Annotated in this window: 20 protein-coding genes; 18 read left to right on the top strand and 2 right to left on the bottom strand. The window is 65.7% G+C overall.

Going from position 1 to position 24,003, the window contains the following annotated elements:
* Position 1 precedes the first annotated feature (1 nt).
* The 10 genes from H0193_RS04405 to H0193_RS04360 all read left to right on the top strand — a co-directional run bounded on the left by H0193_RS04405 (position 2) and on the right by H0193_RS04360 (position 12,067).
* Entirely contained in the window at positions 2 to 649 is a 648-nt protein-coding gene (locus H0193_RS04405) for a cell division protein FtsQ/DivIB (protein ID WP_181888731.1), read from the top strand.
* 133 nt (positions 650 to 782) lie between these two features.
* Positions 783 to 1,967, top strand: coding sequence for a cell division protein FtsZ (gene ftsZ, locus H0193_RS04400; RefSeq protein WP_181888730.1), 1,185 nt, complete (start codon positions 783 to 785; stop codon positions 1,965 to 1,967).
* Between the two features lie 14 nt (positions 1,968 to 1,981).
* Positions 1,982 to 2,707 carry a peptidoglycan editing factor PgeF gene (pgeF, locus tag H0193_RS04395; RefSeq protein ID WP_181888729.1) on the top strand — a complete coding sequence of 242 codons (726 nt, stop codon included), beginning with the start codon at positions 1,982 to 1,984 and terminating at the stop codon, positions 2,705 to 2,707.
* Positions 2,700 to 3,398, top strand: a complete 699-nt coding sequence (locus H0193_RS04390; protein ID WP_181888728.1) for a YggS family pyridoxal phosphate-dependent enzyme — start codon at positions 2,700 to 2,702, stop codon at positions 3,396 to 3,398. Before pgeF ends, H0193_RS04390 begins: the two co-directional genes overlap by 8 nt.
* A 38-nt stretch (positions 3,399 to 3,436) precedes the next feature.
* Positions 3,437 to 3,949, top strand: a complete 513-nt coding sequence (locus tag H0193_RS04385; RefSeq protein ID WP_181888727.1) for a cell division protein SepF — start codon at positions 3,437 to 3,439, stop codon at positions 3,947 to 3,949.
* Positions 3,950 to 3,967: 18 nt separating this feature from the next.
* Positions 3,968 to 4,279 (top strand): YggT family protein, encoded by a 312-nt coding sequence (locus H0193_RS04380; RefSeq protein WP_181888726.1) that lies wholly within the window; start codon positions 3,968 to 3,970, stop codon positions 4,277 to 4,279.
* Between the two features lie 126 nt (positions 4,280 to 4,405).
* On the top strand, positions 4,406 to 5,371 hold the full coding sequence (locus tag H0193_RS04375; protein WP_181888725.1) for a DivIVA domain-containing protein: 966 nt from the start codon (positions 4,406 to 4,408) through the stop codon (positions 5,369 to 5,371).
* A gap of 236 nt (positions 5,372 to 5,607) precedes the next feature.
* On the top strand, positions 5,608 to 8,787 hold the full coding sequence (gene ileS / locus H0193_RS04370; RefSeq protein ID WP_181888724.1) for an isoleucine--tRNA ligase: 3,180 nt from the start codon (positions 5,608 to 5,610) through the stop codon (positions 8,785 to 8,787).
* A gap of 555 nt (positions 8,788 to 9,342) precedes the next feature.
* Positions 9,343 to 10,641 carry an HNH endonuclease signature motif containing protein gene (locus tag H0193_RS04365; protein ID WP_181888723.1) on the top strand — a complete coding sequence of 433 codons (1,299 nt, stop codon included), beginning with the start codon at positions 9,343 to 9,345 and terminating at the stop codon, positions 10,639 to 10,641.
* A 43-nt stretch (positions 10,642 to 10,684) separates the two neighbouring features.
* Positions 10,685 to 12,067 carry a DNA polymerase IV gene (locus H0193_RS04360; protein ID WP_181888722.1) on the top strand — a complete coding sequence of 461 codons (1,383 nt, stop codon included), beginning with the start codon at positions 10,685 to 10,687 and terminating at the stop codon, positions 12,065 to 12,067.
* Here the strand turns inward: H0193_RS04360 and H0193_RS04355 are convergent.
* The gene (locus tag H0193_RS04355) at positions 12,056 to 12,946 is read right to left on the bottom strand and encodes an asparaginase (protein WP_181888721.1); all 891 of its coding nucleotides are present in this window, start codon (positions 12,944 to 12,946) and stop codon (positions 12,056 to 12,058) included. The two genes, H0193_RS04360 and H0193_RS04355, sit on opposite strands and share 12 nt — an antisense overlap.
* Positions 12,947 to 13,020: 74 nt before the next feature.
* On the opposite strand from H0193_RS04355, the gene H0193_RS04350 reads away from it, so the two are divergent.
* Positions 13,021 to 13,626, top strand: coding sequence for a WKL family lipoprotein (locus tag H0193_RS04350; RefSeq protein WP_181888720.1), 606 nt, complete (start codon positions 13,021 to 13,023; stop codon positions 13,624 to 13,626).
* Here the strand turns inward: H0193_RS04350 and H0193_RS04345 are convergent.
* Entirely contained in the window at positions 13,623 to 14,561 is a 939-nt protein-coding gene (locus H0193_RS04345) for a DUF6263 family protein (RefSeq protein WP_181888719.1), read from the bottom strand. The genes H0193_RS04350 and H0193_RS04345 overlap by 4 nt on opposite strands.
* A gap of 72 nt (positions 14,562 to 14,633) precedes the next feature.
* On the opposite strand from H0193_RS04345, the gene lspA reads away from it, so the two are divergent.
* Genes lspA through dnaE form a run of 7 tightly spaced genes read left to right on the top strand, consistent with a single transcriptional unit; the run spans position 14,634 to position 23,938 of the window.
* Entirely contained in the window at positions 14,634 to 15,143 is a 510-nt protein-coding gene (gene lspA / locus H0193_RS04340; protein WP_181888718.1) for a signal peptidase II, read from the top strand.
* A gap of 37 nt (positions 15,144 to 15,180) precedes the next feature.
* Positions 15,181 to 16,062, top strand: a complete 882-nt coding sequence (locus H0193_RS04335) for an RluA family pseudouridine synthase (RefSeq protein ID WP_181889611.1) — start codon at positions 15,181 to 15,183, stop codon at positions 16,060 to 16,062.
* Entirely contained in the window at positions 16,063 to 16,596 is a 534-nt protein-coding gene (locus tag H0193_RS04330) for a hypothetical protein (protein ID WP_181888717.1), read from the top strand.
* Positions 16,597 to 16,609: 13 nt separating this feature from the next.
* Positions 16,610 to 18,313, top strand: coding sequence for an efflux RND transporter periplasmic adaptor subunit (locus tag H0193_RS04325; protein WP_181888716.1), 1,704 nt, complete (start codon positions 16,610 to 16,612; stop codon positions 18,311 to 18,313).
* On the top strand, positions 18,314 to 19,051 hold the full coding sequence (locus H0193_RS04320) for an ABC transporter ATP-binding protein (RefSeq protein WP_370645825.1): 738 nt from the start codon (positions 18,314 to 18,316) through the stop codon (positions 19,049 to 19,051). It begins immediately after the preceding gene.
* The gene (locus H0193_RS04315) at positions 19,052 to 20,320 is read left to right on the top strand and encodes an ABC transporter permease (protein WP_181888715.1); all 1,269 of its coding nucleotides are present in this window, start codon (positions 19,052 to 19,054) and stop codon (positions 20,318 to 20,320) included.
* 57 nt (positions 20,321 to 20,377) lie between these two features.
* Entirely contained in the window at positions 20,378 to 23,938 is a 3,561-nt protein-coding gene (gene dnaE / locus H0193_RS04310; RefSeq protein ID WP_181888714.1) for a DNA polymerase III subunit alpha, read from the top strand.
* Positions 23,939 to 24,003 lie beyond the last annotated feature (65 nt).

Genomic DNA, 24,003 nt, shown 5'->3' with positions numbered 1-24,003 from the left:
GATGTCTCGCCGCGCGATCACCATCGTTGCCGGCTGCGTAGCCCTTGTGCTCGCGGTTGTGGCGGCGCTGCCGTTCACCCCGGCTATGCCGGTAGACAGCGTCAACGTTGAAGGCGCAGTGAACCTGCCAGCGGAAGAAATCGAGGGGTTGTCCGGCGTGCAGCCGGGCACCCCAATGGGGCGTGTCGACGTGCGCGGGGCCGCCCAGAAGGTGGCCGGCAACCCGTGGGTGGACTCGGTGACGGTGAAGCGCAACTGGCCCAACGCGGTGGATGTCACGGTGGTGGAGCACACCCCGGTGGCCTGGATCGACCAGGGCGGCGAGCCGCACCTGATCAACAGCGAGGGCAAGGATTTCGTGGTCGCCCAGCCGCCGCTGGGGGCGGTGCAGCTCGTCGGCATCAGCGAAGCGCAGCTGCCGAAGGCGGTGGAGGTCGCCTCCGCGATCACGGACCCGGCCCGCCCGCAGGTCCGCGAGCTCACCAGCGACGGGGACCACAGTTTCGTGCTCAAGCTCGACGGCGACAGGACTGTCACGTGGGGTGCGTCCGAGGACAACCACAACAAGGCGCTCGCGCTTGAGACGGTGCTGCAGCTGGACGGAAAAACATTCAACATTTCCAACCCGGAACTGGTCACTTCGCGCTAAAACCGCAGGTCACAACCCTAAAGTACAGGTTTAGGGTTGTGACACGCCGAACCAGAAAACAAAAATCCGCGCGCTTTCACACAAGATGGTTGGCAACTGCAAAAACCAACTTGTGAAAGGCGAGACCACCATCATGACCTCTCCCGCCAATTACCTCGCCATGATCCGCGTCGTCGGTGTCGGCGGCGGCGGCGTCAACGCCGTCAACCGCATGATCGAGGAAGGCCTTAAGGGCGTCGAGTTCGTTGCCATCAACACCGACTCCCAGGCGCTGCTGTTTACGGATGCCGACACGAAGCTCGACATCGGGCGCGAGGCCACCCGCGGTCTCGGCGCTGGCGCGAACCCCGAGGTCGGCCGCACCTCCGCCGAAGACCACAAGCAGGAGATCGAGGAGTCCCTGAAGGGCTCCGACATGGTCTTCGTCACCGCTGGCGAGGGCGGCGGCACCGGCACCGGCGCCGCCCCGGTGGTCGCCGGCATTGCCAAGAAGATGGGCGCGCTGACCATCGGCGTGGTCACCCGCCCGTTCACCTTCGAGGGCAAGCGCCGCACCCGCCAGGCGCTCGAGGGCATTGAGAACCTCAAGGAAGTCTGCGACACCGTCATCGTCATCCCGAACGACCGCCTGCTGCAGCTGGGCGACGCTGAGCTTTCCATGATGGAAGCCTTCCGTGCGGCGGACGAGGTGCTCTACAACGGTGTCCAGGGCATCACCAATCTCATCACCATCCCGGGCATGATCAACGTCGACTTCGCGGACGTGCGCTCCGTCATGGCCGACGCCGGATCCGCCCTGATGGGCGTCGGCTCCGCCCGCGGCGACAACCGCGTGATGACGGCAACCGAGCAGGCCATCAACTCCCCGCTGCTGGAGACCACCATGGAGGGCGCCAAGGGCGTGCTCATCTCCGTCGCTGGCGGCTCCGACCTGGGCCTGATGGAGGTCAACAACGCGGCCTCCATCGTCGAGGAGAAGGCCGACGAGGACGCCAACATCATCTTCGGCACGATCATCGACGACAACCTGGGCGACGAGGTCCGCGTGACCATCATCGCCACCGGCTTCGACGAGAAGGCCAACGCCCGCCCGGCCGAGCCCGCTGAGCAGGAAGCGCCGCAGGCGCAGCCGGAGCAGACCTCCACCAAGGTCGTGGAGGCCGAGCCAGCCAAGGAGGAGTACCAGCCGCGCCACCGCTACGAGCCGTCCACCCGTAGCGGCCTGTTCACCGAGCGTGAGCGCGAGCCCCGCGAGCCCCGCGACGGCGGTTTCGACGGCGGCTTCGATGACGTCGATGTGCCGGACTTCATGCGCTAGTTAAGCTGGCAGGCATGCCAGATCTTTCCTCCCGCCCCGTCCGCATGGTGTTCACCTCCCGTGCGGGCGGGGTTTCTGCTGCCCCCTACGATTCGTTCAACCTGGGCACCCACGTCGGCGACGACGCCGCCGATGTCGCCGCGAACCGCGCCCGGCTCGCGCAAATACTTGGCCTGCCCGAGGAGCGCTTCGTGTGGATGGAGCAGCTGCACACCAACACAGTCACGCTTATCGACGGACCTTCGGCCACCCCCGTGGAAGCCACCGACGCCATCGTCACCAGAGAAAAGAACCTGGCCCTGTGCGTACTCGTGGCTGATTGCACCCCGGTGCTGCTGTCGGACCACACCGCCGGCGTCATCGGCGCGGCGCACGCCGGGCGGATGGGCGCGCGCAACGGGATCGTGAAAAACACCGTCGAGGCGATGGTGGGCCTCGGCGCTGAGCCGTCGCGCATCCAGGTGCTGCTGGGGCCTGCCGCGGCCGGGGAGTCGTATGAGGTCCCGGAGGGGATGGCTTTAGACGTCGAGAAGCATTTGCCCGGCTCCCGCACCCGCACAAAGAAGGGCACCCCCGGCATCGACGTGCGCGCCGGGCTGGTGCGCCAGCTGATGAGCCTGGGGGTGACCCACATCGACGCGGACCCGCGCGACACCATCACCGACAAGGACTTCTTTTCCCACCGCCGCGAAGGTGTGACCGGGCGCCAGGCTGGCGTAATTTGGATGCCAAATGTCTGATCTCGCACGAAACCTCGACACTGTCCGCCAACAGATCCGCGACGCGGAGCGCGCCGCCGGCCGTGAAGAAGGCAGCGTGGCACTTTTGCCGGTGACGAAGTTCCACCCGGTGGAGCGCATCATCGAGCTGGCATCGCTCGGCGTTGTGCTGGTGGGGGAGAACCGGGAACAGGAGGCCCGCGACAAGGCGGCGGCGCTTGAGGGGCGCTGCGGCATCGCCATGATCGGCCAGATCCAGTCCAAGAAGGCAAACTCGGTGGCGCGCTGGGCCTCGGAGGTGCACTCGCTGGACTCGCTGAAGCTGGCCCACGGGCTGGACCGCGGCATGGCGCTGGCGCTCGAGCGCGGTGACCGCACAGGCGAGACCCTGCCGTGCATGGTGCAGCTGTCTTACGACGGCGACACTGCCCGCGGCGGCGCACACCTCGACGACGTTCCCGCGATCGTGGAAGCGGTGGAGGAATCCGAGCACCTCGAAATGGCCGGATTCATGGTTGTGCCGCCGTTGGATTCGCAGCCCCGCGAGGTGTTCGCCCAGGCGCGCTCGTTGACGGACGACTACGCCGCGAAACTCAAGCGCGACTTGAGACTTTCCGCAGGTATGAGCGGTGATTTCGTAGACGCGATCGAGTGCGGATCCGATATCGTGCGTGTCGGAACAGCCCTCCTCGGGCCCCGGCCCGTACTCTGAAATCCACCGCGAATCACCCCATAAAAGGAGCCGCCCGCATGTCCTTCTTCGACAGTGCTAAAGATTTTTTCGGCCTCGGCCCCGTGGATAACGCCGAGGACGACGCCTACTACGACGACCCGCAGTACAGCTCAAACGCCGCCGGTTCCACCGCCTACGACCGCGCGGACCGCGCAGACCGTGTGGAGCGCGCCGAGCGCCCCTCGCGCATGGACCGCCCCGCCGCGCGCGACTACGGCCGTGAAACCGTCCGCCCCAGCTACCGCTCCACGACGCACATCGTCACCGCGGCGCCGCGCAACTACAACGACGCCAAGGAGATCGGCGAGCCGTTCCGCGACGGCGACGCTGTGGTCATGGACTTGACCGACCTGGACACCGCCGACGCGAAGCGTATCGTCGATTTCGCCGCCGGCCTGTGCTTCGCGCTGCGTGGCAGCATGCACAACCTGTCCCGTGGCGTCGACACGCGCAAGCGCCTGTTTGCCATCGTTCCGGAGAACGCGAAGCTGGAGAAGGACGACCTGAAGCGTGCTGCCGGCTTGCGCTAGCCGGTAGGGTGATTCGCCGTGGCACTTTTTGGAGCAATCATCTACGCCCTGGTGGGTCTGTACTCGCTGCTGGTTATCGTGCGCATCATCATTGAGATGGTGCAAGCGTTTTCCAAGCAGTTCGACCCGCCGCACTGGTTCATCATGGTGGCCGAACCCATCTTCCGGATGACTGATCCGCCGGTGAATGCGCTGCGCAAACTCATTCCGCCCCTGAGGCTCGGCGGAAGTGGTGTGGGCCTGGACGTGAGTGTCATTGTCCTGTTTTTCATCCTCATGCTCATCCAGATGCTCATCGGTGCCGTGCTGATTAATCCGGCGTTGCGATAGCTTTACTTGAGCTTTAGCCCGGCTTTACGGCTAGGCTGGGCTACACTCGTCGAACGAAACCGTTACAATTCAGCAGATAATGCTTCGCGCGAGCGAGTACTCACACGATTATCGAAGGGAACGCAAATGCCGCTGACACCAGCAGACGTGCACAATGTCGCTTTCAGCAAGCCGCCGATTGGCAAGCGAGGCTACAACGAGGACGAGGTGGATCAGTTCCTCGACCTCGTGGAGGACACGCTTGCACAGCTGCAGGATGAGAACGACGAGTTGCGTTCCCGCCTGGAGGAGGGTGGCCAGGGCGCTGTCGCTGCAGCCCCGGTGAAGCGTTCCGAGGACACCGAGAAGGTCGACGAGGCCGCTATCCGCCGCGAGGTGGAGCAGAAGGTCCGCGCCGACTTCGAGGCGCAGCTGCGCTCCGCGAAGCAGGCGCAGGAGAAGGCTGAGGCTGAGGCCCGCTCCGCTAAGGACGAGGCGGCGAAGGCCCGCAAGCAGGCTGAGGAGGCCGCGAAGGCTCCGAAGCAGGCGACCGCTCCGGCCGCTGCCGCATCCCAGCCGGCCGGCAGCGACGTTTCCGCTGACACCCACGTGCAGGCGGCCAAGGTGCTCGGCCTGGCGCAGGAGATGGCAGACCGCCTGACCAGCGACGCGCAGGCGGAGGCGTCCTCCATGCTTGCCGACGCTCGTGCCGCCGCAGAGCGCGAGATCGCCGAGGCCGAGTCCAAGTCCAAGAAGCAGCTCGAGGACGCGCAGACCCGCTCCCGCACCCAGCTGCAGGACGCGGAGACCCGCTCCAAGCAGCTGGTCACCGACGCCCAGAAGAAGGCTGAGGAGACCACCAACGAGGCCAACTCCCGCGCCGAGGCGCAGATCCGCCAGGCGGAGGAGCAGGCGAACAAGCTCAAGGCTGACGCTGAGCGCAAGCACACCGAGATCATGAACACGGTGAAGCAGCAGCAGACCGCACTGGAGAACCGCATTGCGGAGCTGCGCACCTTCGAGCGCGAGTACCGCACGCGTCTGAAGACGCTGCTGGAGTCCCAGCTGGAGGAGCTCGAGTCGCGCACCAACACCGCGCCGAACGAGAAGTAGTACCTGACTCTTCACAAACGCCCAGCATCCCTGTAGGATGCTGGGCGTTACTCGTAACACGCAATGATCCGGCCATCACCGGGGAGCGTTTCCGGAAGAACGGCTTTTGCTTACTAGACCCGGACGTCACACACGGAAGACGTAACTTCCTTCACCGAAATGAAGTGGGGGCAATTGCCCCAAGCAGGGTGGTACCGCGCAGCAATGCGTCCCTGCACGGCTGAAGGAGTGATGTCATGGTTGGCAACGTCTACCCCAAGGTTGACATGACCGGCGGCAGCGACCGTTTCCCGGAGATGGAACGCGTCGTCCTCGACTACTGGAACACGGACGGCACGTTCAAGGCCTCCCTAGAGCAGCGCGAGGGCTGCGAGGAGTACGTGTTCAACGACGGCCCTCCATTCGCCAACGGCATGCCGCACTACGGCCACCTGCTCACCGGCTACGTCAAGGACATCGTGCCGCGTTTCCGCACCATGTCCGGCTTCCACGTCCCGCGCGTCTTCGGCTGGGACTGCCACGGCCTGCCCGCAGAGCTGGAGGCGGAGAAGCAGCTCGGCATCACCGACAAAGCCCAGATCGAGGACATGGGCCTGGAGCAGTTCAACGAGTACTGCGCCAAGTCCGTCATGCACTACGCGGGCGAGTGGGAGGACTACGTCACCCGCCAGGCTCGCTGGGTGGACTTCGAAAACGGCTACAAGACCATGGACCCGGAGTACATGGAGTCCGTCATGTGGGCGTTCAAGGAGCTCTACGACAAGGGCCTGATCTACCAGGGCTTCCGCGTCCTGCCGTACTCCTGGGCCGAGCACACTCCGCTGTCCAACCAGGAGACCCGCCTGGACGACTCCTACCGCGACCGCCAGGACCCCACCGTTACCGTCACCCTGCCGTTTACAGGCGGGCGCGCAGGCTACGCGGCGGAGAAGACCTGGGCCGAGCACCCTGAGCTTCACGACGCCTCCGCTATCGCCTGGACCACGACCCCGTGGACCTTGCCGTCCAACTTGGCCCTCGCGGTCCACCCCGAGGTGGAGTACTCGTTGGTTAAGGTCGGTGCGGACGGGGCCGAAGGTTTCGTCGATAAGCAATTGCTCTTGGCGACGAATCTGCTCGGCGCCTATGCGAAGGAGCTCGGCGAGTACGAGGTCGTAGCCACCTATCTCGGCGCGCAGCTGGAGGGCCTGGAATACGAGCCGGTCTTCGACTACTTCCGCGACCACGACAACGCGTTCATGATCCTCAACGCGGACTACGTGACCACCGAGGACGGCACCGGCGTGGTCCACCAGGCACCCGCCTTCGGTGAGGACGACATGCTCACCTGCCAGGAATACGGCATCGACCTGGTCATCCCCGTCGACGCCGACGGCAAGTTCACCTCGCTGGTGCCGGAGTACGAGGGCAAGCTGGTCTTCGACGCCAACCGCGACATCATCCGCGACCTGCGCGCCAAGGGCCGCGTGCTGCGCGACCAGACCATCGTGCACTCCTACCCGCACTCCTGGCGCTCCGGCGAACCGCTGATCTACATGGCGCTGCCGGCCTGGTTTGTGAAGGTCACCGAGTTCCGCGACCGGATGGTGGAGCTGAACCAGGAGATCGAGTGGATCCCGTCGCACATCCGCGACGGCCAGTTTGGAAAGTGGCTTGAGGGCGCGCGCGACTGGAACATCTCCCGCACCCGCTACTGGGGCTCGCCGGTGCCGGCGTGGGTCTCCGACAACCCGGAGTACCCGCGCGTGGACGTCTACGGTTCCCTGGATGAGCTGGAGCGCGACTTTGGCACTCGTCCGAAGTCCCTGCACCGCCCGCACATCGACGAGCTGGTGCGACCGAACCCGGACGACCCGACCGGTAAGTCCATGATGCGCCGCGTGCCGGACGTGCTGGACTGCTGGTTCGAGTCCGGCTCCATGCCGTTCGCGCAGTACCACTACCCGTTTGAGAACCGCGAAGAGTTTGAGACCCGCCAGCCGGCCGACTTCATCGTGGAGTACTCCGGCCAGACGCGCGGCTGGTTCTACCTCCAGCACGTCATGTCCACCGCGCTTTTCGACCGCGTCGCGTTCAAGAAGGTTGTCGCCCACGGCATCGTGCTGGGCTCGGACGGGCAGAAGATGTCCAAGTCGAAGGGCAACTACCCGAACGTGATGGAGGTCTTCGACCGCGACGGCTCCGACGCTATGCGCTGGTTCCTCATGTCCTCTCCGATCCTGCGCGGCGGCAACCTGATCGTCACCGAGCAGGGCATCCGCGAGGGCGTGCGCCAGGCGCTGCTGCCTATCTGGAACGCCTACACGTTCCTGCAGCTGTACTCCTCGGAGGACGCGCAGTGGTCCGTGGATTCGGACAACGTGCTCGATCGCTACATCCTGGCGAAGACGCACGACCTGGTCGCAGCAGTGGGGGAGGCGCTGGACGACACGCGCATCGCCGACGCCTGCGACGAGGTGCGCCGTTACGCCGACACGTTGACCAACTGGTACGTGCGCCGCTCCCGCGACCGTTTTTGGGAGGGCCAGGAGGCGCACCCGGAGGCGTTCAACACCCTCTACACGGTGCTCGAGGTCGTCTCCCGCGCGGTGGCGCCGCTGCTTCCGTACGTCTCCGAGGTGATCTGGCGCGGGCTTACCGGCGGCCGTTCGGTGCACCTGACGGATTACCCGCAGGCGACCGAGCTGCCGGCCGACGCTGACCTGGTCGCCGCGATGGATGCGACCCGCGCGGTCTGCTCTGCGGCGTCGTCAGTGCGAAAGGCGAACAAGCTGCGCAACCGCCTGCCGCTGCCGAAGCTCACCGTCGCGCTGCCGGATTCCGCCAAGCTTGAGCCGTTCCGCTCCACCATCCGCGACGAGGTGAACGTGAAGGACGTCGTTTTGACTGACGACGTTGACTCCGCCGGATCCTTCGAAGTCGTGGTCAACGCGAAGGTGGCTGGCCCGTCGCTGGGCCGAGACGTGCAGCGCGCCATCAAGAATGTCAAGGCCGGCAACTACGAGCGACGCGGCGACGACGTGGTTGTCGACGGCGACATCGTGCTCACCCCGGAGCTCTACACCGAGCGTCTGGTGGCCGAGAACCCGGACAGCACCGCGCGTGTCGACGCCGACGACGGCACCGTCGGCCTGGTCGTCCTCGACACCGAGGTCACCGAGGAACTCGAGGCCGAGGGCTGGGCCGCCGACGTGATCCGCGGCCTGCAGGACGCCCGCAAGCACGAGGGCTTCGAGGTCTCCGACCGCATCGCCGTGGTGCTGGCCGTGCCGGCTGAGAGGGAAGCGTGGGCCCGCACCCACGCGGACCACATCGCCGCCGAGACCCTGGCGACGTCCTTCGACGTGGTCACCGAGCCCGTCGAGGGCCACGACATCGTCGACGGCGTGACCGCCACTGTTCGGAAGGACAGCTAAGGCTGGAAGGTTAGGCTGGAGCCTCACTCGTGCAGAGTGGGGCTCCTTTCTTCGCGCTGAGCAGGGTCAGCATGTTTGTGGACACTATGCAGCGGCATAGTTTCTGGCGTGGTCGTGGGGGGTCGTGTGGGGCGTCCGAGGGGGAGGCGACTATGCAGCTGCATAGTTTTTCTGACCAACTTTGGGTAGACACCCACTATGCAGTGGCATAGTCTCCCGGGGTGTGCGGAGCGGGGTATCCACTATGCAGCTGCATAGTCTTTCGGGGCGTGTGTGGGGGCGTATGGGTGGAACCGCTTATGCAGCTGCATAGTTTTCTGACCAACTTTGGGGACACACCCACTATGCAGCGGCATAGTTTCGCGCGGCTCAAGCGGGCGCTCCGGGGAGACACCCACTATGCAGCTGCATAGTGAAAGGCTTCTATGTTCGACGCTCAAAATTAGTTAAGCCGCATGCATTGTCCACTTCAGTGAACATTTTCTGCAAAACCCTTGACTCGAACACATGAGCGTTCTATAAAGGTGTCAATGTTCATGAGTGAGGGGATTAACCATGACAATTGCGGTGGACGAACGTACGGAAGGCCGAACGGGTGGTCTGTCGGCAGAGGTGCTCGAGGACCAGATCAAATGCAATCAATTGTCGGCCAATCACCACCGGGCGCTAATGCTCGATGCGGTGGGACAGTTCGACGAACAAGGGCTCGCGGAGCAGTACGGGGAGAGGTCGACGGCAACGTGGTTGCGTACCGAGCTCAACCTCCCGGAGGCCACAGCATTCGAGTATGTGCGCGTGGCGCGGGGGCTGAGGAAGTTCAGGCGTTTGTACGACGCATTCGAATCGGGGGTGATGCCGTATTCGACAGTTCGCTTCCTTCTCCGGTACCTGGATGAGTACAACGAGGAGCAGTACGTCGAGCTCGCGCTGAGCATGTCGTTTGCTGATCTTCAGCTTTTGCTCGCCGGGGCAAGGCCCAAAGAGGAGGACCCGACTGAACCTTTCGCTCGCGCCCGCGAGTGCGACGACGGCATGCTCGCCTTCGAGGCGAGGCTTCCGGCGGTAGCCGGCCAAAAGCTCCTGACTGCGCTGAAGGTGGCGCAGTTGGCCAGTTTCGGTCTCGAGGATGTGGACCCGGATGATCTGCAGGATTCGGAGAAGGTGCAGAAGCTTATCGACGACGCAGCTGCCGCCGAAGACGCCGTCCCGTCGGAGCAGGACCGCGCTCCACGCAAGCGCACGAAGATCACCATGGACGACATCGCGCGTTCGGTGTCGCGCTACGGGCCTCCAGAAAAACAGGATGTGTACGGGGCGTTGTTGTCAATGATCGATATGGTCCGTGCAAACCCAAGGAGTCCGCTTCGTAGCCCTGGCGTGCAGGTTAACCTCATGGTGAATCAGCAAGGTCAGTGCTGGATGCCGGAAAACCGCTCGGCCTGTTCTGAGGACGTGCGCAGCTACCTCGCTAATGCGATGGTGCGTTTGCACTTGCTGGATGACACGGGACTGACTATCCGCGTCGGACGTTCGCGGAGGTTCGCTACAGACGGCCAGGTGCAGGCACTGCTCGCGATCTGGGGGTATCAGTGCGCCATGCCTGGATGTTCGCATAGGCGCTTCATAGAGATGCACCACATAAAGGAGTGGGAGCACGGAGGCATGACCGACTTGGACAACCTGATCCCGCTGTGCTCGAGCTGCCACTCCCAGGTGAGCCACGGAGTGATCACCATCGAGCGCCAGGGGAGCGACTTGTTCTTCACGTTCAAAAACGGTGCCCGGTTCGTCTCGCGTAATCGAAAGCAGCCGAGGCGGATGGAGTACGTCACCGGAGATTCGTTCGCCGGGTGAGGAGATTGGAACTAGGCGGTCCCGGTGGTGCACAGTGGTGGACATGAACCGCTGGGTGCTGCACATCGACATGGATGCGTTCTACGCCTCCTGCGAGCAGCTGACCCGGCCGACGCTCAAAGGACGCCCAGTGCTGGTGGCGGGAGTAACGGGCCGCGGCGTGGTCGCAGGCGCCAGCTACGAGGCACGCAAGTACGGGGCGCGCTCAGCGATGCCGACGCACCGGGCGGCGCGCCTGGTGGGGTCGAAGGCGGTGCTAGTGGCGCCGCGCAGGCCGGTCTACGTGGCGGCGTCGCGGCGGGTGTTCGAGGTAATCGGCAGGCACGTGGACGTGGTGGAGCAGCTGTCCATCGACGAGGCGTTCATGGAGCCGGAGGACTTGGTCGGGGCGAGCCCGGAGGATGTGGAACAGTGGTCGAACGAGCTGCGCGCAGCCATCAAGGAGGAGACGGGCTTGCCCAGCTCGATCGGGGCCGGTCCGGGAAAGCAATACGCAAAGATCGGTTCGGGCCGGGCAAAGCCGGACGGGGTGTTTGTCATCCCGCACGATCGGCAGCTAGAGATTTTGCACCCGATGCCGGTCAACGAGCTGTGGGGTGTGGGCCCGGTGACGGAATCGAAGCTGCTCGCTGCCGGAATTGAAACGATCGGTGACCTCGCCAACCTCAGCGAGAAAGAGCTGGACATCGCCATCGGCGGCGCGGTGGGCAAGCAGCTGTGGTGGTTGGCGCGGGGCGTGGACGAGCGGCCGGTGGCGCCGAGGGCGGAGTCGAAACAGATCTCCTCGGAGCACACGTACCCGCAGGATCTGACCACCCCGCCGGAGGTGGACGCGGCGTTGGAGCGGGCGGCTGCGGAGTCGCACCGCAGGCTGCGCAAGGACGGCCGCGGGGCGCGAACGGTGACGGTGAAGCTGCGGATGGCGGACTTCCGCATCGAGTCGCGTTCGGCGACGCTGCCGTACGCCACCGATGACGCGGAGACGCTGCTGGCCACTGCCTTCCGGATCGTGCGCTATCCGGACGAGGTGGGCCCGATCCGGTTGGTGGGAGTGTCGTACTCGGGGCTGGAGGACACGTTGCAGGATGTGCTCTTTCCGGAGCTGGACCAGGCGATTGTGAAGCCGGCGCCGGTGTCGGTGGACTACGAAACCGGGGTGAGCGACCACGAAACCCAGTTGGATACGGAGGTGCTTCAGGAGTCAGCACCGGAGCGAGGCGTGTGGCGCGCGACTCAGGACGTCTACCACCCGGACTACGGCCACGGCTGGGTCCAGGGCGCCGGCAAGGGGTGGGTGACGGTGCGGTTTGAAACGCGGGCGACGGGCCCGGGCAGGATCAAGAGTCTGCGCGCGGACGACCCGCAGCTCCAGCAGGCCGACCCGTTGGATTCGCTGGCGTGGGAGGACTGGTTCTCACAACAGTGAGCTCGGGTTCACGCCGCTGGCCAGCGCGGTGGCCAGCGCGATGCGGGCCTGGCTGGCGCTGAGGTAGCCGGCGGGCAGCGCGCCAAGATCGCCGAGGGTGGAGCCGCCGCCGGCCCCGCCGTACGCGAACGACACCTCGCCGTAGGGCACCGACGTGGCGACAACCACAGGGACCCCGCGACGCAGCAGCTTTGCGACGGCTCCGCCCATGCACGCCGACACATTGCCGGAACCGAGGGCTTCTAAGACGAGCCCGTCGATAGGCCCGAGCGCGCGGATGAGGGCGTCGTCGGCGCCGGCCCACGCGCGGATGATGGGGATGTTCAACCCGGCCAGTGGCGCGGGAGGCACCGCCATGGGGCGGGGCAGGGGCGAGCCGCTGGTGAGAGTGAAGGCGTGCTCGGCGGTGGTTTGCGTCTTCATCAACCCGCGCGCCGGGAGGGTCTCGCCGGCAGAGTGGACGAGCACGCCGGTGTCGCGCCGGCTGGCGGCCACCTCGATCGCCCCGCGCAGGTTGGCAGGCCCGTCGGGGCGCGCGTGGTCGGCGGAGCGCATCGCGCCGGTGAGCACTACAGGGCGGGGGTCGGCGTGGACGAGGTCAAGCGCGAGGGCGGTCTCGGCCATGGAGTCGGTGCCGTGGGTGATGACGAGGGAGGCGGAGTCGTCGAGAAGCGAAGTGCGCACGGTTTCGCGCAACATGTCGATCTCGGCCAAGCCCATGGACGAAGAGTCCAGGCTGGCCACGTCGATCGCGCGCACCTGGCGAGTGGTGCCGCAGCGGTCGACGAGTTCCTCGCCAGTGAGGGTGGGCACGAGCGCGCCGCGGGCGTTTGCAGTGGAGGCGATCGTGCCGCCGGTTGAGATGACTAACACGTTCATGCACACAGAGTGCCAGAAAGTTGCGGGTGTGCAGTAACGTGAAGCGAGAGATTTACGCTACGCAAGGAGAACACGTGAAAACACCGAAACTTGTCGCAGCCGCAGCTGTCGCGGGGCTTGCGCTGAGCCTGACTGCCTGCTCCGAGGATTCGGACACGACTGAAACTACCGCCGCGTCCCAGTCGGCCTCCTCCGAGGCAGCGCCGGTGGCGGAAATGCCGACGGCGGAAGAGCTCAACGCCGTGCTGCAGCGCGCTGCCGACCCGAACCTGCCGATCGCCGAGCGAGCGAACACCGTGCAGGGCGGCGAGACCACGCCGGAGCTGTTCGACCTGATGACGCAGTCGCAGCAGGAATCCGGCGCGAACTTCCAGGTGGTCAACCCGGTGTTGCCGGGCTACACCGCCAACTCGGTGCTCGCCACCGTGAACTTCACCCGCCCGAACGCCGAATCCCAGCTGGCGGAGGACGTGGAGTTCATCAACGAGGAAGGAAACTGGAAGATCTCCAAGAGCTGGGCATGCTTCCTGGTCAGCAACACGCTGCCGCCGGAGCAGGTGCCGGACATGTGCAACAGCGGCGCCCCCGCCGCCCCTGAGGCGCCGGCCGAGCAGGCGCCGGCCGAAGCCCCGGCCGAGCAGGCGCCGGCCGAAGCACCGGCCGAAGCGCCGGCGCTCTAAGCGCCGTACTGCACAGCGCGGGTGATGTCTTGGACCACCCGCGCTTTCTCGTCTCCGCCGTAGATTAGGCGGGTGGTCCAGGCGGTCTGGCCGGACACCGGCAGCGGACGCGACAGGTCCACCACGATCTGGCCCTCGGAGGTGGTGCGGGAGGAATCCACCTGCACGCTTTCGCCCTCGAGTTCGCCGGGGCCGTCTACGGTGACGGTGTTGTTCTGGGGGCGTTCCTCAACCTTCGTGTCTAGCGTCAGAGTGTCCCCGTCGCGCGAGACCAGCGTGTAGGTGGTGGTGCGCGTCATGGAGGCGTCGCCTGCGACGCGGTTTTCCACGGTCCACGTCGCGCCGGGGCCGATCGGCTCGTCGGGGAAGACGACGGTGCTGTTGATGAGGGCGAGCAGGGTGGGTTCGACGTGCTGCAGGCCGCGCTGCGGCGCATCAGTTGGAGCGAGCAGTTTCAAGGTGGACACGCGGCCGGTGTCCTCGGCGCGCCAGCTCATACGGAACCCCTCGGAAGCGGCGACATCCTGGCCGATGTCGAGATCGGAATGCTTGCCGGAGCCGACCACGAAGTCGATGCGGGAATCGGCGTCCTCTTCGCCGTCGGAAGGGGCCGGGGCTTCGCCGGCGGTCACCGTCAGCGGCAGGGTGGTCTTGTTCACGTCGCCACCGGCGGGTGCGTTGGCATCCTCGGCTTCGCCGGGAGCTGCCACGTGCTGGTCCACGCCGGAGGAGACCGCAACTGAGGTATCCCACTCAGCGGCGGGCGAGTAGCGCACCTCATCCGGGTTCTCGCCGGGGTTGACCAGGGTGACCGAAGGAGCGTCGATAGGAAATGCCGGCACCCCGGCCACCGGATCGTCATCTGCTGAGGAACAGGCGGTGAGCGCGAGGGTGAGCGTGGCGGCGGCGGTGATACTGCGGAGGGTGCGGAACATTCTTCAAAAGCTACCTGGCCCGCGCAGCGGAATACAGGCAGCCCGCATGCGACCGGCTAAAGTGGTTCGGCGATGAAGCAGGACACGACAGCACAACGCACCCCGCGCTACCTCGTCTTGGTGGCTGCGGTCACGCTCGCGGTTGCCGCGGTGGACCAGCTGGTCAAGCAGCTGATGCTGAACTGGCTGGAGCCCGGTGTGCCGCAGCCGGTGATCGGGGACTGGTTCCGCTTCTACCTGCTGTTCAACTCCGGCGCGGCGTTTTCCATGGGGGAGAACCTCACCTGGTTGTTCACCGCGATCCAGCTGGCGTTCGTGCTGGGTGCGCTGTGGTTCGGGCCGCGCATGACCTCGAAGTGGGAGGCGCTGGGGCTCGCACTTGTTGCGGGCGGCGCGTTGGGCAACCTCACGGACCGCTTGTTTCGGGACCCCGGATTCTGGTTCGGCCACGTGGTGGACTACATCTCCGTAGGAAACTTCGCGGTGTTCAACTTGGCCGATGCGTCGATCACCGTCGGCGTTGTCGTGTTCATCCTGGGCACGCTCGCGGCGGAGATGAAGGGAGGCGAACGTGGGCGGTGAGTTCAGGGCCCTGCCCGTGCCTGAGGGGCTTGAGGGCATGCGGGTGGACGCGGCGATCGCCAAGCTCTTCGGAGTCTCCCGCTCCGTCGCCTCCGAGATGGCGGCGGAGGGCGATGTGCTTGTCGACGGAGCTGCCGCCCAAAAGTCCGACCGCGTCGCCACAGGCGCGATGCTGGAAGTCACCCTGCCTGAGCCGAAGCGCGCCCCGCAGCCGGTGACCGAGCTGGTGGAGGGACTGGAGATCCTCTACCAGGACGCGGACGTGATCGCCGTGGACAAACCGGTGGGCGTGGCCGCGCACCCCACGCTGGGCTGGGAAGGCCCGGACGTGGTGGGAGGTTTGCAGGCGATGGGCTTTACCCTGCCGGACGCCGGGCCCCCGGAGCGCCAGGGCATTGTGCAACGCTTGGACGTGGGCACCTCCGGCGTGATGATCGTGGCGGCGAGCGTGCCCGCCTACTCCGTGCTCAAGCGCGCCTTCAAGGAGCGCACGGTGGACAAGACCTACCACGCGCTGGTCCAGGGGCTGCCGGATCCGATCGAGGGCACCATTGACGCGCCGATTGCGCGCCACCCGTCTGCAGGCTGGAAGTTCGCCGTCACCCAGGACGGCCGCCCGAGCGTGACCCACTACAGCGTCATCGAGGCATTCCGCCGCGCGAGTCTTTTGGACATCCACCTCGAAACCGGGCGCACACACCAGATCCGCGTGCACATGTCCTCGGTGGGGCATCCCTGCGTGGGCGACCCCATGTACGGCTCCGACCCGAACCTGGCCAAGGAGCTGGGCCTGAAGCGCCAGTGGCTGCACGCCACCAAGCTGGGCTTTACCCACCCGCGCACCGGCGAGTACATGGAGGTCTCCTCCGAGTACCCGAAGGATCTGCGCACAGCGCTGGATAAAGTGCGGAACGGCTAGATGCGCGCACTCGCCCTGGTGCTCGCGCTCGTGGCCGGGTTCTGGCTCGTCGGCGAGGCCAACCCGCCCGCCCCGCCAGTGCTGCAAGGAGACCAGCTCGGCCCGGAGGAGGGGGAGACCGCGCAGCAGTACGTCCAGCGCGCCGCCGCAACTCTCGACCACGATGAGGCCTCCTTCGCGTTGGTCACCTTCGACCGGCCGCTTGACCCCGACGATGCTGCCGCGGCACTCGAGCCCGCCCCGCGCGTGAGCGCGCTGGTGGTTCCGGGGGTGGCTCCGGTGGTGGTCCCGGAGGCGTCGATAGGCAAAATGCGTATCGACGTCCTCCGGTCCGCCACCGCCTCCCCAATCGCCGGAGCAGTAGTGTTTGCCCCGCGCACGCAACTGGAGCGGATTAACGCCACGGACACGGTCCTTGCTGTGGAAATGCTGCCAGCGGACGCGGTGTGGGGAGCGTTTTCCATCACTCCTTCTGCGACACGTGGGGGGTGTATAGTTTGCGGAGTTGTACGCAAGCCCGTTTTGCACCGTTAGGCAAGGAGAGCTCTTGACTTCCTCTACCGAAAACTCGACCGGACACAAGCGTCTTACCCGCGCGGGGCTTGCGTTGGTGACAACCTCCGCGCTCTTCCTCGGCGCCTGCGGTTTCGGCGGAGGCGGCGACGACAGTGCTGAGGGCGCGGGCCTGAACCCCGGCGACTACACCGTGGCCACCAACGAGGGCGTGTCCGACAGTGTGGTGGTCAACGGCACGATCGAGCCGATCCGCTCCGTGAACATCTCCACCCCGGTGCAGTCCGAGGTGGAAAAGGTGGCAGTCAAGGCTGGCGACCGCGTGCAGCCGCAGCAGTTCTTGGCCTCCATGAACTCCGAGCAGCTGGAGCGCCAGCTGGAGGTGCAGCAGAAGCAGCAGGCCAACGCGCAGGCCGACGCCCAGGCGCAGGTGGATCAGGCGCGCGCGGCGCTCAACGCCCACCAGGAAAGCGTGAACAACGGCACCAACGAGGCCATCCGCGCCGCCCAGGCGCAGGTCAATCAGGCGCAGGCGGCGTACGACGCAGCCGTGGCCGCCAACGGCGGACCCCGCATGATCAACCGCGGCATCGCGGCTGTTGAGCGCGCCGCCGGCGACATTTCCTCGAACCTGGGCATTAGGACAGCGCCCCCGGCCGCGCCGGCGGCGCCTGCTGCACCGGAGGCGCCGGCTGTGCCAGCTCCGGAGCAGGTGCCGGGCCAGCTGAGCCCGGAGCAGCTGGCGCAGCTGACGGGGGAGAACGCTGGCGGCGGCGCCGGTAGCGGTGCTGCCGTGGGCGCGGGCATGAGCGTCGAAGAGGCTAGCGCGGCGTTGCAGGACGCGAAGGCGGGCCTGGCGGCGGCGCAGTCCGCGGCAGCGCAGGAAGGCAACCAGCTGCAGGCGCAGCTGGATTCTGCCACGCGACAGGCAGAGACTGCACAGCTCGGCGACGGTGACGGCACCCTGGAGTACCAGGTGCGCGAATCCACCATCTACGCCCCGATGGCGGGCCTGGTTACCAGCGTGGACGTGCGCGAGGGCGACATCCCGCAGGGCAAGCTGCTCACCATCGCGGATGACTCCCGCTTGGTCATCCGCACCGACGTGCGCGAGTCGGACGTCCCCAACGTCAAGGAGGGCGACCGGGTGGAGTTCACCACCACCGCCACCGGCAAGAAGACGTTTAAGGGCCGCGTCACCCGTATCGCGCCGGCGTCCGATTCCGTTGCCAGCGGCAACCAGAACCCGATGCAAGGTATGCCGCAGCAGGGCAACAACAAGTCCAGCGAGGTGACCTTCCCCGTGGAGATCGAGGTCACCGGCGACAAGGAAGGCCTGCTGCTCGGCGGTTCCGCCCGAGCGGAGATCATCACCGCCGAGGCGAAGGACGCGCTGAACGTGCCGCTGGACGCCGTCTACGGCGAGGACAACGACCAGAAGGTGCTCGTGCTGGCCACGGACGGCGACGACGCCACATCCGGCACCGTCGAGGAGCGCAAGGTGAAGACCGGCGCCTCCAACGACGTGGACGTCGCAGTCACCGGCGGCGAGCTCAAGCCGGGCGACATCGTGATCAACTGGCCGGATGAGTACCAGGGCCGCCTTGGCGAGAGCGTGGAGATCACGGACCCGAACTTCAACCCGGACCAGGTGCGTCAGGCGCGGGAGAAGAAGGAGCGCACCACGGCCACGGTGACGGTCACCAGCACCCGTCGTGCCGCCGAGGGGCAGCAGTAGATGACGGAGGCTTCCAAGCACGGCGGCATGGCCGATTCCGGCCTGCTCATCGACATGCGCAATGTGGTCAAAACCTACAACGAGGGCGAACCCAGCGAACTGACGGTGCTGCACGGGGTGGACTTCTACGCCGACCAGGGCGAGTTCGTCTCCATCGTCGGCCCGTCCGGCTGCGGCAAGTCCACGTTGATGAACCTGATCGGCATGCTGGATAGGCCCACGGAGGGTGCCTACGCCTTCAACGGCGAGCCGGTCTACGCCAAGGAAGACAAAGAGCTCGCGTCCTACCGCAGCAAGAACATCGGCTTCATCTTCCAGAACTTCAACCTGATCGGGCGCATGGACGCGCTGCAGAACGTGGCCATGCCCATGATGTACGCCGGTGTGGAGCGCAAGGAGCGCGACGAGCGCGCCGCCGAGCTGCTGGACCGGATGGGCATGGGCGACCGCCTGCACCACAATCCGAACGAGCTTTCCGGCGGCCAGAAGCAGCGCGTGGCCATCGCGCGCAGCCTGGCCAACGACCCGGATCTGCTTCTCGCGGACGAGCCCACAGGCGCGCTGGACTCGAAGACCGGCCGCATGGTGATGGACCTGTTCCACGAGCTGAACCAGGACTTGGGCAAGGCCATCGTGTTCATTACCCACAACCCGGAGCTCGCCGAAGAGACCGGACGCGTGGTGGAAATGATGGACGGCCGCATCGCCGGCGTGCGTCAACCGGGAGGGGCGAGCTAGATGAACATCCGCGAATCGATGCGGCTGGCCATGTCCAGCCTGAACACGAACAAGCTGCGCTCGCTGCTGACACTCCTGGGAATCATCATCGGCATCATGGCCGTGATCATCATTATGACGCTCGGCCGCGCCCTGGAAAACGACGTCATGGGCGGCCTCGAAGACGCCGGAACCACCACCTACCCGGTCATGATCCACGAGCGCCCCGAGGAGGGCGAGGGCAGCGACGACCCGTTCGCGGGCTTCGGCATGGCCCCACCGTCGGAGGAGCGCGACGGCATGAGCTTGGACGACCTCAACGACCTGTCCTCCACATTCGGCGACCGGATCCGCGGCGTGGACATCGACGTCTCCGGCCAGGGCGAGGCCAGCACCGGCGACGATTCCGTCTCCGTCGGCATCAACCCCGCGCTGACCGGCTCGCTAGACCTGCGCAGCCTGAAGGTGCAGTACGGGCGCGGCATCACGCAGGACATGCTCGACGGCCGCCGCCCCGTCGCGGTGGTCTCGCCCGAGCTTGTTGAGGCGCTTTTCGACGGCGATTCTGCCGCCGCCCTCGGCTCCCGCTTCGACGTGGACGTGGACGGCACCACCAGCGTGTTCACCATCGTCGGTGTGCTGGAGCGGGCGGAGAAGGACCCCGCGTTCGGGCAGTCTGCAGCCGCGGAGATCTTCATTCCGGCCACGGCCGCGGACCGGGTTGGGCTGGACGCCAGCTGGACCCCGTCGTTTAGCGTCCGCTCCTCACCCGAGGAAGACCCGGAGGTCTTCCGCGCGGACCTGCAGTCCTACTTGGACCGCAAGTACGCGGGCAACGAGGATTACGAGGCTGAGGTTTTCGACATCTCCGCGAGCCTGGAGGGCCTGACCACGATCTTCCGCACGCTGTCCACGGTGCTGTCCGCCATCGGCGGCATCTCGCTGCTCGTCGGCGGCATCGGCGTGATGAACATCATGCTCATCACGGTCACCGAGCGCACCCGCGAGATCGGTGTGCGCAAGGCCCTGGGTGCGACGCAGAACGACATCCGTGTGCAGTTCATCGTCGAGGCGATGCTGGTCTGCCTCATCGGCGGCATCATCGGTGTGATCCTCGGCGGCGCGATCGGCATGATCGCAAGTTCCGCGGTGTTGGACCTGACGTGGCCGCCGCTGAGCGCCGTGATTTTCGCGCTGCTGTTCTCGCTCGCGACAGGTGTGTTTTTCGGCGCGTACCCCGCCTCGAAGGCGGCGAAGATGCAGCCTATCGACGCCCTCCGGTACGAGTAACCGCACTGGTTTTCGAGGGGATTCGCGCGTGTCGGCGCGCCGTCTAAGATGAGCCGCATGGCCAAAAAATCCTCCTTCGTGCACCTGCATAACCACACCGAATTTTCCATGCTGGACGGCATGGCGAAGGTGGACATGCTCGCCGACGAAGTGGTGCGCCAGGGCATGCCCGCGGTGGGCATGACCGACCACGGCAACATGTTCGGCTCGAACGCGTTTTACCGCCGCATGGTGGATGCCGGGGTCAAGCCGATCATCGGCATCGAGGCGTACATGGCACCTGAGTCCCGCTTCAACAAGAAGCGCGTGCTGTGGGGCACCCCGGACCAGAAGCGTGACGACGTTTCCGCGTCCGGCGCGTACCTGCACCAGACCATGCTGGCGGAAAATGCGACGGGCCTGCGCAACCTGTTCAAGCTGTCGTCGTTGGCGTCTTACGAGGGACAGCTGGGCAAGTGGCCGCGCATGGACGCGGAGCTGATTGCCGAGCACGCCGACGGCATCATCGCCACCACGGGCTGCCCGTCGGGCGACGTGCAGACGCGCCTGCGCCTGGGCCAATACGACGCCGCGTTGGAGGCTGCGGCGATGTGGCAGGACATCTACGGCAAGGACAACTACTTCTTGGAGCTGATGGACCACGGCCTGCACATTGAGCGGCGCGTGCGCGAGGACCTGCTGCGCATCGGCCAGGCTCTGGATCTGCCGCCGCTGGTGACCAACGACTGCCACTACGTGCTCGAATCCCAGGCGCCGGCGCACGAGGCGATGCTGTGTGTGCAGACCGGTAAGACCTTGCTTGACCCGGACCGCTTCAAGTTCGACGGCACCGGCTACTACATCAAGTCCGCGGAGCAGATGCGCGAGCTGTGGGATTCCACGGTGCCGGACGGCTGCGACAACACCTTGTGGATCGCGGAGCGCGTCGGCGACTACGGCGAGCTGTGGGAGGAGCACCCGCACGACCGTATGCCGATTGCCGATGTGCCGGAGGGGCACACCCCGACCACGTGGCTGCGCGAGGAAGTCCAGCGCGGGCTGGAGGATCGCTTCGACGGGGGAGAGGTGCCGGAGGAGTACCTCACGCGCGCGAGCTACGAGATCGACGTCATCGACATGAAGGGCTACCCGTCCTACTTCCTCATCGTGGCGGAGCTGATCAAACACGCCCGCGAGATCGGCATCCGCGTCGGACCGGGCCGTGGTTCCGCGGCAGGTTCCCTGGTTGCGTACGCGCTGACGATCACCAACATTGACCCGATGGAGCACGGCCTGCTCTTCGAGCGATTCTTGAACCCGGAGCGCCCGTCCGCGCCGGATATCGATATCGACTTCGACGACCGCCGCCGCGGCGAGATGATCACATACGCCGCCGAGCGCTGGGGTGAGGACAAGATCGCCCAGGTGATCACCTTCGGCACGGTGAAGACGAAGCAGGCGATCAAGGACTCGGCGAAGGTGAACTTCGGCCAGCCCGGCTTCCAGATGGCGGACCGCATCAACGGCGCGCTGCCGCCGGCGATCATGGCGAAGGACATTCCGCTGTCCGGCATCACCGACCCGGAGCACGAGCGCTACACCGAAGCCGCGGAGGTCCGCTCGCTGATTGAGACGGATCCGGACGTGGCCAAGATTTATGAGACTGCGCGCGGTCTCGAGGGCGTGGTGCGCCAGGCCGGCGTGCACGCGTGCGCGGTGATTATGGCGTCGGTGCCGCTGATGGAGCACATCCCGATGTGGAAGCGCCCGGCCGACGGGGCGATCATCACCGGCTGGGACTACCCGGCGTGCGAGGCCATCGGCCTGCTGAAGATGGACTTCCTGGGGCTGCGCAACCTCACGGTGCTCGGCGACGCGCTGGAGAACGTGAAGAAAAACCGCGGCGAAACCATCGACCTCGAGGCGTTGGACACCGACGACCAGGCAGTCTACGAGCTGCTTTCACGCGGCGAGACCCTGGGCGTGTTCCAGCTGGATTCCGGCGGCATGCAGGAGCTGCTCAAGCGCATGAAGCCGACCGGCTTCAACGATATTGTCGCGTCGCTGGCGTTGTACCGCCCGGGCCCGATGGGTGTGAACGCCCACTGGGATTACGCGGACCGCAAAAACGGGCGCAAGCCGATCACGCCGATCCACCCGGAGCTGGAAGAGCCGCTCAAGGAGATCCTGGACGAAACCTACGGCCTGATCGTCTACCAAGAGCAGATCATGAACATCTCGCAGAAGGTGGCGAACTACACGGCCGGCCAAGCAGACGGCTTCCGCAAGGCCATGGGTAAGAAGAAGCCGGAGGTGCTTGCGAAGCAGTACGAGACGTTTTCCGCCGGCATGTTCTCCAACGGCTACTCCAAGGAGGCCGTGGACGCGCTGTGGGGCACCATCGAGCCGTTCGCGTCGTACGCGTTCAACAAGTCCCACGCCGCAGGTTATGCGCTGGTGTCCTACTGGACGGCCTACATGAAGGCGAACTACGCCGCTGAGTACATGGCTGCGCTTTTGACCTCCGTGGGCGACAAGAAGGACAAGTCCGCGATCTACCTGTCGGATTGCCGTCACCTGGGCATTAGCGTGCTGCAGCCGGACATCAATGAGTCCGAAGAGAACTTCATGGCTGTCGGCGACGACATCCGCTACGGGCTTGCCGCCGTGCGCAACGTCGGCGTGGAAGTGGTGGAGTCCATCAAGAAGACCAGAAAGGAAAAAGGAGCGTTCACCAGCTTCTCCGACTACCTGGACAAGATCGAGCTGGCGGCCTGCAACAAGCGAATCACAGAATCGCTGATCAAGGCCGGCGCGTTCGACTCGTTGGAGCACCCGCGCAAGGGGCTCATGCTGATCCAGGAAGACGCCGTCGATTCCGTCCTTGCCACGAAGAAAGCGGCGGACAAGGGGCAGTTCGACCTCTTCGCCGGTTTTGGCGGGGAAGACGGCGCCGACAATTCCGCGTTCACCATCGAGGTGCCTGACGACGAATGGGACCGAAAGCACAAGCTCGCACTGGAGCGCGAGATGCTCGGCCTGTACGTCTCTGGCCACCCGCTCGACGGCTTCGAGGAGGCCATCGACGCGCAGACGGATACCCAGCTGACCACCATCCTCTCCGGCGAAATGCGCAACGGGGCGGAGGTGACCATCGGCGGGCTGATCTCCTCCGTGGACCGCCGCTTCTCTAAAAAGGACGGCTCGCCGTGGGCCATCGTGACCATTGAGGACCACCACGGCGCCCAGGTAGATGTCCTGCTATTTAACAAGGTGTACGCACTGGTTGCGCCGCAGATTGTGGAGGACAACATCATCCTGGTCAAGGCGCACGTGTCCATCCGCGACGACCGCATGAGCCTGTTCGGCGACGACGTGAAGGTGCCCGAGCTCGGCCCCGGCAACGGTGCGGGCCTGCCGCTGCGCCTGACCATGCGCACGGACCAGTGCACGGCGGAAAACATCGCGAAGCTCAAGGGCGTGCTGGTGAACAACGCCGGCGACTCCGACGTCTACCTGAATCTGGTCAACGGCGAGCACAGCCAACTGATGATTCTGGGCGACCACCTGCGCGTGAACCGCTCTGCCAGCTTGATGGGCGATTTGAAGGCGACACTGGGAGCCGGGATCTTGGGCTAGCACCTGGTGCTAGGCAAACGGAAAGCCCGTCCGGTGTAAAACCGGGCGGGCTTCGCGTTTGTGCT

This window comes from Corynebacterium haematomassiliense (assembly GCF_013978595.1).
Classification (GTDB): domain Bacteria; phylum Actinomycetota; class Actinomycetes; order Mycobacteriales; family Mycobacteriaceae; genus Corynebacterium; species Corynebacterium lehmanniae.
Note: the sequence above shows the minus strand (reverse complement) of the source record. Positions and strands in the feature narration are given on the sequence as shown.